Below are 8,860 nucleotides of genomic sequence, written 5' to 3'. Positions count from 1 at the left end.
GGGATGTAACTTTCGAGAAAGGCAGTATTAAAGCGGTTGGTAAAAATAAAGGCAAAATAGTTTCATCAGAAGAACTTAAAACCGCAGGTCAGCCAGCTAAAATTGTATTATCAGTAGATAAAAACAAAATCAGTAACAGCTGGGATGACGTGGCTTTTGTAACCGCAAAAATTTACGATGAAAATGGAAATATTTGCCCAAATGCCGATCAACTGATTAAGTTTACCATTTCTGTCAGTGGAATTATCGATGCTGTTGACAATGGCAATATAACCAGTCACGAAATGTATAAAGCTACACAGCGACATGCTTACCAAGGTGTTTGTATGGCCTTTATTAAGGGTAATGGAGTTGGAACCATTGAAGTTAAAGCTGCCGCAGATGGACTTGATGGTGCGGCTGTAAAATTAGAAGTGGGTAATAAATAATGTCGGTTTTCGAGACTGTGTAATAAATATAGATTTGTCATTCTGAGCCTGTCGAAGGACTTTTCTAAATATGCTTTAAGGTGTTTCGACAGGCTCAACATGACAGCACTCAAATTAACCAATAGTCAACATTGATAATAATAATAAAATGAAATTAACACCCATAAAACTACTTACCGCAATAGCCATCATTTTTATGGCTTCGGCATTTATAAAAGGCGATAAACCTGCATTACATACCATAGGCGATTCTACAGTCCGCAACTCGAACAAAGAAACCTGGGGTTGGGGAACACCGATTGCTTCTTTATTTGATACCACAAAAATCCATGTAGAAAATAATGCAATGGCCGGAAGAAGTACCCGTACCTTTTTATCGGAGGGCAGATGGGATAAAGTTCTGGAGACATTAAAACCGGGTGATTTCGTTACCATGCAATTCGGTCACAATGATGGAAGTGTTCCTGATACCACAAAAGCAGGTAGAAGAGGTGTGTTAAAAGGAACCGGCGAAGAAACCAAAGTATTAACCTGGCCAGATGGAAAGGTAGAAACTGTACATACCTATGGCTGGTATATCCGCAAATTTGTGCGTGAAACTAAGGCAAAAGGCGCCACACCGATTGTACTTTCGATGATCCCCAGAAATATTTTTAAAGATGGTAAAGTGGTTCGAGCCAATAACGATTTCGGGAAGTGGGCCGCTGAAGTTGCCAAAGAAGAAAATGCCTATTTTGTAGACCTGAATAAAATAACGGCTGATAAATATGATGCACTCGGCCCAGATAAGGTAAAACTCTATTTCCCTGGCGACCATACCCATACCAATTTAGAAGGCGCAAAAGTTAACGCCGCATCTGTTGTGGAAGGAATCAGGGAATTAAAAGATTGTAATTTGAAAAAGTATCTGCTTTAATAAAGGAGAAAGACTAAAGCTAAAAGACCATATAAATCCGTGTAATCCCACAATCGGTGTAATCATCCCGAAGGTTGTAATCCAACAATCGGTGTAATCACACCGAAGGCTGTAATAAATTAATCTGTGTAATCAATCCCGAAGGGCAATAATCATGAAATCAACAAAATACCTATCCCTCATTCTCTTAACTGCTTTTATTGTTTTTTCTTCCTGCATTATCTTAAAACAGCAGGTAAAACCCACTTTATTCCTCATTGGCGATTCGACCGTTAAAAACGGAAAAGGTAAGGGTGATGGTTCTTTATGGGGCTGGGGAAGCTTTATCGGAGATTTATTTAATTCCGAAAAAATCAATGTCGAAAATAATGCACTTGGCGGTACCAGCAGCCGTACTTTTCAAACCAATGGTTTGTGGGATGCGGTTTTGGCTAAGGTGAAGAAAGGAGATTTTGTGATGATGCAATTTGGCCATAACGATAGCAGCCCATTAGACGATACCGCCCGTGCCCGTGGTACCATAAAAGGCATCGGAACGGAAAGTAGAGAAATTTACAACCCGATCAAGAAAAAGCAGGAAGTGGTTTATACCTACGGTTGGTACCTGCGCAAATTTATCAGCGATATTAAAGCTAAAGGCGCAACAGCGATTGTATGTTCACCTATTCCACGCAATCCGGTTAAGGATAATGCTATAGTTCTGGCCAACGATAGTTATGCCAGCTGGGCCGAAGAGGTGGCAAAAGCCGAAAAAGTCGATTTCATTCCATTGAATCAGATCATTAAAGATAAATATGCTGCTTTAAGCGCGAGTGAGGTAAAAGCATTTTTTACCGAGAAAGACCATACACACACCAACGAAGCAGGAGCAAAGTTAAATGCAGCTGCTGTTGTAGAAGGCCTAAAGAAATTAAAAAACAATAAACTGAATAGCTACCTGAAATAAGCCATCGGGCAGGATACTACAGGATGCTTTCCTGCCAATATTGTGTTATTTTAACCGCCTAACCAAATACCAGCGGTGATAAACCGTTCAATTTTATGCAGATACAGGTTAACCGAGTTTTCAAAGTGCTGATAGGCATTGCTTTTATATTCTTAAGCATCACGCAGATGCATGCCCAAAGCATTTCGCTTGCTGGTAAATGGCGTTTCAAAATTGATGCTAAAGATGAAGGTGTAAAAGGAAAATGGTATTCAACTGTTCTCCCCGAATCCGTTAATCTGCCAGGCTCAATGGCCGAAAACTTAAAGGGCGATGACATTACCCTCAAAACAAAATGGACAGGAAGTATTTATGATAGCTCGTACTTTTTTCATCCCCGGTTAGAAAAATACCGTAAACCAGGTAATATAAAAATACCTTTCTGGTTAACGCCCGCCAAACATTATACAGGCGCAGCGTGGTATCAAAAAGATATCGAAATTCCTGCCAATTGGAAGGGTAAAAGACTAGTGTTATCCTTAGAATATCCCCATTCAGAAACAAAGGTTTGGATAGATGATATCGAAATCGGAACACAGTATACTTTTGTGGTTGCACAAAATTTCGAACTCCCAGCAAATTTAAAAGCGGGAAAACATACCATCACTTTATTGATCGATAACCGTATCAAAGCGATAAATGTGGGACAGGATTCACATAGTTTAACCGATCACACTCAAGGGAACTGGAATGGTGTAGTTGGAAAAATGGAGGTAATTGCCGGTTCGCCTGTTTATTTTGAAGATATTCAGGTTTATCCCGATTTAAAGAACAAATCTGCCAAGGTTAAAATTCAGCTTAAAGCCAATGCTAAACAATCTTCTACCGGGAAAATTACGCTTGCCGCTACAACTTTCAATACCAAAAATTCACTTCAGGTTAAGCCTTTAACAGCAGCTTACCAAATTACAAATGGTGACGGTGCTTTGGAAATCAATTTGCCAATGGGCGATAAAATAGCCACCTGGGATGAGTTCGATCCGGCATTGTACCGTTTAACAGCTACTTTACTATCGAAAGATGGCAAGAAAGATGAGAAAAAGGTACAATTCGGTATGCGTGAGTTTAAAGCCATAGGCAGAACTTTTGAAATTAATGGTCGCCCGGTTTTTTTGCGTGGAACCGTTAACAATTGCGAATTTCCGTTAACAGGTTATCCATCAATGGATGTTGCTGCATGGGTACGCATTTTTAAAATTTCAAAGGCACATGGGTTAAATCACATGCGTTTTCATTCGTTTTGCCCGCCAGAAGCTGCCTTTATCGCTGCAGATCAAATCGGCTTTTATCTTCAGCCAGAAGGACCAAGCTGGGCCAATCATGGTTCATCTATCGGAGATGGAAAACCGATTGATCAGTTTATCTACGACGAAACCAATCGTATGACCAAAAACTATGGCAATTATGCCTCTTTCTGCATGATGGCCTATGGAAATGAACCACGTGGCAAACAAGTGGATTACCTTACCAAATTCAATAATTATTGGAAAGCTAAAGATTCGAGAAGATTATATACCGGAGCATCAGTTGGTGGTAGCTGGCCAGTTATTCCGAACAACGAGTTTATGGTGCGTGCTGGTGCCAGGGGTTTAGATTGGGGCAGAAAACCAGAAAGTATTTCTACCTATGCCAAACAGATCGAACAGTTTACCGTGCCTTTTGTAGCACACGAAATGGGCCAGTATTGTGCTTTCCCTAATTTCGATGAAATAAAAAAATATACAGGTGTTTATCGTGCGAAAAATTTTGAGATGTTTCAGGAAGATCTTAAAGACCACGACATGGCCGATCAGGGACATGACTTTTTAATGGCTTCGGGTAAATTACAAGCCCTTTGTTATAAAAATGAAATCGAAAAAGCATTACGTACGCCGAATTACAATGGCTATCAGTTATTGTCGCTAAATGATTATCCAGGACAGGGAACAGCACTTGTAGGCGTATTGGATGCCTTTTGGGATGAAAAAGGTTATATCAGCGCTAAAGAATTCAAACGTTTTTCTAATAGCACAGTGCCTTTGCTAAAAGTTTCAAAGTTTGTTTTTACCAATAACGAAACTTTAGCAGCTGCGGTAGAAGTGGCACATTTCGGAAAGGCGCCTATTGAAAATGCAAAACTCTCCTGGACACTCAAAGATGAAAGCGGCACAAATGTGGCAAAAGGCAGTTTCAATCCTAAAACCTTAGCTGTTACCAATTGTATTGCCATCGGAGAAATTAAATTTCCGTTAAATGGTATTACAAAAGCAACAAAACTGAAACTGGAGGTTATCGTTGATGGAACTGAATTTGCCAACGATTGGAGTTTCTGGGTTTACCCTGCGCAATTGCCACAGGTTAAAAGCAATGTATATTACTGTACCAGTTTAGATGACAAAGCACAGGCCGTTTTGGCCGAGGGCGGCAATGTTTTTCTCAATGCAGCAGGCAAAGTGGTGAAAGGGAAAGAAGTGGTGCAGACTTTTCTGCCTGTTTTTTGGAATACATCGTGGTTTAAAATGCGCCCGCCACATACTTTGGGCATTTTATGTGATCCTAAAAACGCAGCTTTTAACAATTTCCCGACCGATTTCCATAGCGATATGCAGTGGTGGGAAATCGTAAACAAATCGCAGGTAATGAATCTCGAAGATTTTCCTTTAGGATTTAAGCCAATTATTCAACCAATTGATACCTGGTTTTTGAACCGCCGTTTGGCGCTGGTTTTCGAAGCAAAAATAGGCAAGGGTAAATTAGTGGTTTCGAGTGCCAACCTCTCACCTGATTTAAAAGAGGCTCCTGCTGCACAACAACTTTATTTCAGTTTACAGCAGTATATGATGTCTGCCCAGTTTAATCCAAAATATGAAGTGGCTTTTAACACCGTAAAAGATATCTTCGAAAGTCCATCGAAAATTCAGTTCGATACCTTTACAAAAGATAGTCCGGATGAGTTAAAAGTAAAACCAAAAACCAATTAAGATAAGCGAAATACCAACATGAAGAAATTTATATTCAGCTCCGTTATACTGTTCGGCATATCTGTCCAACTGCTTTTGGCACAGAAAATCCCTAATAAAAAAGAGGTTTTAAAAGTATTGAAATCAACTAATGCTTATTTTATGAATAAGTGGCCTGATGCCGGGAAATCAATCATAACCAACAGAGAGCGCCCAAGCAATATCTGGACAAGGGCAGTATATTACGAAGGATTGATGAATCTTTATAAAATCCATCAGGAAAAAGAATATTACGATTATGCCGTTCAATGGGGCCAAAAACACAACTGGGGTTTAAGAAATGGTATTACTACAAAAAATGCTGATGACCAGGCCTGTGGGCAGACCTATATCGATCTTTACCTGATTGATAAACAACCCGAACGCATTAAAGACATTAAAGCTTCTATTGATCTGGTAATCAAATCGGGCAAGGTAAACGATTGGACATGGATTGATGCGATCCAAATGGGAATGCCTGTTTTTGCCAAACTGGGTAAGTTATACAACGATACCGCCTACTACAATTACATGTACAAAATGTATATGCATTCCAAAAATACTGAAGGTGGTGGTTTGTACAATGCCAAAGATGGCCTTTGGTGGCGCGATAAAGATTTTGTGCCCCCTTATAAAGAACCAAATGGCGAAGATTGTTATTGGGCCAGAGGAAACGGATGGGTGATTGCCGCATTGGTGCGTGTGTTAGAAATTACCCCTGAAAATGAAGCTCACCGCAATGAATATTTAAAAACCTATCACGAAATGATCAAAGCTTTGGTGCCAATCCAACGCACTGATGGTTTTTGGAATGTAAGTTTACATGATGCGACACATTTTGGTGGTAAAGAAACTTCGGGCACTGCTTTGTTTGTATATGGTATGGCCTGGGGTGTAAATCAGGGTATTTTAGATAAGGCTACTTACCTGCCGATCATCACTAAAGCCTGGAACGCTATGACGAAAGATGCTGTTCAAAAAAATGGTTTTATTGGTTATATGCAAGGAACTGGGAAAGAGCCAAAAGACGGACAGCCGGTAAGTTATACCAGCGTTCCCGATTTTGAAGATTATGGTTTGGGTTGTTTCTTATTGGCCGGAACAGAGGTATACAAGCTTAAAAAGTAATTAAAATGAATTTCAGAAATCTAGCTGGCTTATCGGTATTGATGTTGTTGTTCTTGCTGCCCAAACAAAGTACAGCACAAAGGATAGGCATTGCCGTTTCTGAAATTAACAGTGTTTCATCCTTCCCGATTGTGGGTGGAGGAAAAGCAGCCTCAATTTATATCGATGAAAATGATGCTGAAGTTGTTGGGATCGCTGCTGAGGCTTTTAAGGGTGATATTCACTTAATAACGGGAGCAACAAGTCAGGTTTTGAAAAATAACCCTGTTTTAAGTGCTTATCCCATTATTATTGGTACTGTAGGGCAGTCGTTTTACATAGATCAATTAATTAAAAGTGGGAAAATAAACAGGATTGCTTTATCCGGTAAATGGGAAACTTTTTCTATTTCAGTGATTGAAAATCCTTTAAAAGGAGTAAAAAGGGCCTTGGTGATTGCTGGTAGCGATAGACGTGGGACTGCTTATGGTGTTTTTCAACTTTCGCGGATGCTTGGTGTATCGCCGCTTTGTTGGTGGGCTGATGTGAAACCGGCAACAAAAAAATCGTTATACGTAAAAGCTGGTCAGCCTTTGGTAGAATCGCCATCGGTTAAATACCGCGGTATTTTTATCAATGATGAAGATTGGGGCATCCAACCCTGGGCTGCTAAAATGATGGATACCGATGTGAAAGATATCGGCCCAAAAACTTATACTAAAATATTCGAGCTGCTACTTAGGCTAAAAGCTAACTATATCTGGCCGGGGATGCATCCTTCAACCAAAGCATTTTATCATTATGCCAATAATCCCATAATGGCCGATAAATATGCCATTGTTTTAGGTTCGAGTCATTGTGAGCCGATGCTACGGAACAATGTTTTCGAATGGGCTGAGAATTTCGAGCACGAATATGGTAAAAAACCAGGCGAATGGCGCTACGATCTGAATAAAAATGAAATTGCAAACTATTGGACCGACCGTGTAAAACAGGCAAAAAATTACGAATCAATTTATACTGTGGGGATGCGTGGTATCCATGATGGCAGCATGCCCGGACCGAAAGATAAAAATGAAAAAGTGAAATTGTTGGGTGAGGTAATTGCAGATCAGCGTACCATTCTCAGTAAGAATATTACTAAACCCATAAGTTCTATCCCACAGATTTTTTGCCCTTACAAAGAGGTGCTTTCCTTGTATCAGGCCGGATTAAAACTGCCTGATGATGTGACCATTGTTTGGGCTGATGATAACCATGGTTATATCCGCCAGCTTTCGAACCCTGAAGAGCAAAAGCGCTCGGGTGGAAGCGGGGTGTACTACCATATTTCTTATTGGGGTGCTCCACAAGATTATTTGTGGCTTTCTTCAATTTCTCCATCATTAATTTCGTACGAGTTAAGCAAAGCTTACCAGTATAAAGCCGACCGACTTTGGGTTATAAATGTGGGTGATATTAAGCCTGCCGAGATGGAAACGCAGTTTGCCATGGATTTGGCCTGGAATGTAAACCAATGGAAACCCGAAAATGCGGATAAATATGCCGAAAGCTGGGCTGCTGAGACTTTCGGTACTGAATTTGCAAAACCCATTGCCGAAATAAAAGCAATTTATTATCGCTTGGCACAAGCCGCTAAACCTGAGCACATGGCCAGTGTTAGTTTTACCGATGCCCAGGCCGAAGAACGTTTGGCTGCATATCAAAAGATTTATGATCAGGCCAAAAGTTTAAATAATCAGATGCCAGCACGTTTAAAAGATGCCTTTTTTGAATTAATCCTGTATCCTGTTGAAGGTGCCATGCTGATGAACCAGAAGATTTTATATGCAAAGAAAAGTCTGGTTTTAGCCGCAAACGGCGATCAATCGGCTTTAAGTTATTCGAAAAAATCGAAGGGTGCTTTTGAGCAGATTCAGTTGATTACCGAAAAATACAATGAAGAAATTGCAGGCGGTAAATGGAACGGAATGATGAGCTGGAAACCACGCGATTTAGCCGTTTTTAAAATGCCAAAAGTGGCCGATGCTGTAACGACGAAATCATCAGACATTACCGAGAAATCTGAAAATAAAATTATTGTAGGTGCGGCTAAATATGCTGAAAAATCAGTGCCAAAGGGGCTATCTTTACAAACCCTAAAAGGACTTGGTTTGGGAGGCGATGGGATTTCTCTTTATCCTTTTACTTTTAAGCCATTCGGGGAAACAGCGCTTCAAAATGCCGCCCTCACTATTTACGAAGTTGATTTTAAAACCCAAGGCGAACACCAGATCGAAGTGAAATGTTTGCCTACCCAGGGCGTTAATAACGGCATTAAAGTGCGTTATGCCATTTCGGTAAATAACGACAAACCGCAGGTAATTAACATTTCTCCGGCTTCAGAAAATAATATCTGGAAACAGAATGTATTACAGGGTTACGCTTCGGGCATAACCATAACCAA

Annotated in this window: 5 protein-coding genes and 1 pseudogene; all 6 read left to right on the top strand. The window is 40.3% G+C overall.

Annotated features, from left to right (window positions below):
- A pseudogene (locus AC1DPQ_RS09605) lies at nucleotides 1–428 on the top strand (glycoside hydrolase family 2 TIM barrel-domain containing protein); the annotation flags it as partial.
- A 148-nt stretch (nucleotides 429–576) separates the two neighbouring features.
- The gene (locus AC1DPQ_RS09600; protein WP_477581839.1) at nucleotides 577–1,344 is read left to right on the top strand and encodes a rhamnogalacturonan acetylesterase; all 768 of its coding nucleotides are present in this window, start codon (nucleotides 577–579) and stop codon (nucleotides 1,342–1,344) included.
- Nucleotides 1,345–1,498: 154 nt separating this feature from the next.
- Complete coding sequence (locus tag AC1DPQ_RS09595) at nucleotides 1,499–2,290, top strand: rhamnogalacturonan acetylesterase (RefSeq protein WP_477581838.1); 792 nt, start codon at nucleotides 1,499–1,501, stop codon at nucleotides 2,288–2,290.
- A gap of 95 nt (nucleotides 2,291–2,385) precedes the next feature.
- Nucleotides 2,386–5,289 carry an exo-beta-1,4-galactosidase gene (locus tag AC1DPQ_RS09590; protein WP_477609006.1) on the top strand — a complete coding sequence of 968 codons (2,904 nt, stop codon included), beginning with the start codon at nucleotides 2,386–2,388 and terminating at the stop codon, nucleotides 5,287–5,289.
- 18 nt (nucleotides 5,290–5,307) lie between these two features.
- Entirely contained in the window at nucleotides 5,308–6,435 is a 1,128-nt protein-coding gene (locus AC1DPQ_RS09585) for a glycoside hydrolase family 88/105 protein (RefSeq protein WP_477581834.1), read from the top strand.
- A 5-nt stretch (nucleotides 6,436–6,440) separates the two neighbouring features.
- On the top strand, nucleotides 6,441–8,860 hold a 2,420-nt coding region (locus AC1DPQ_RS09580), incomplete at its 3' end, for a glycosyl hydrolase 115 family protein (protein WP_477609004.1).

Source organism: Pedobacter sp. 01T416_2, assembly GCF_056398925.1.
This window is presented reverse-complemented; position numbering and strand designations above follow the sequence as displayed.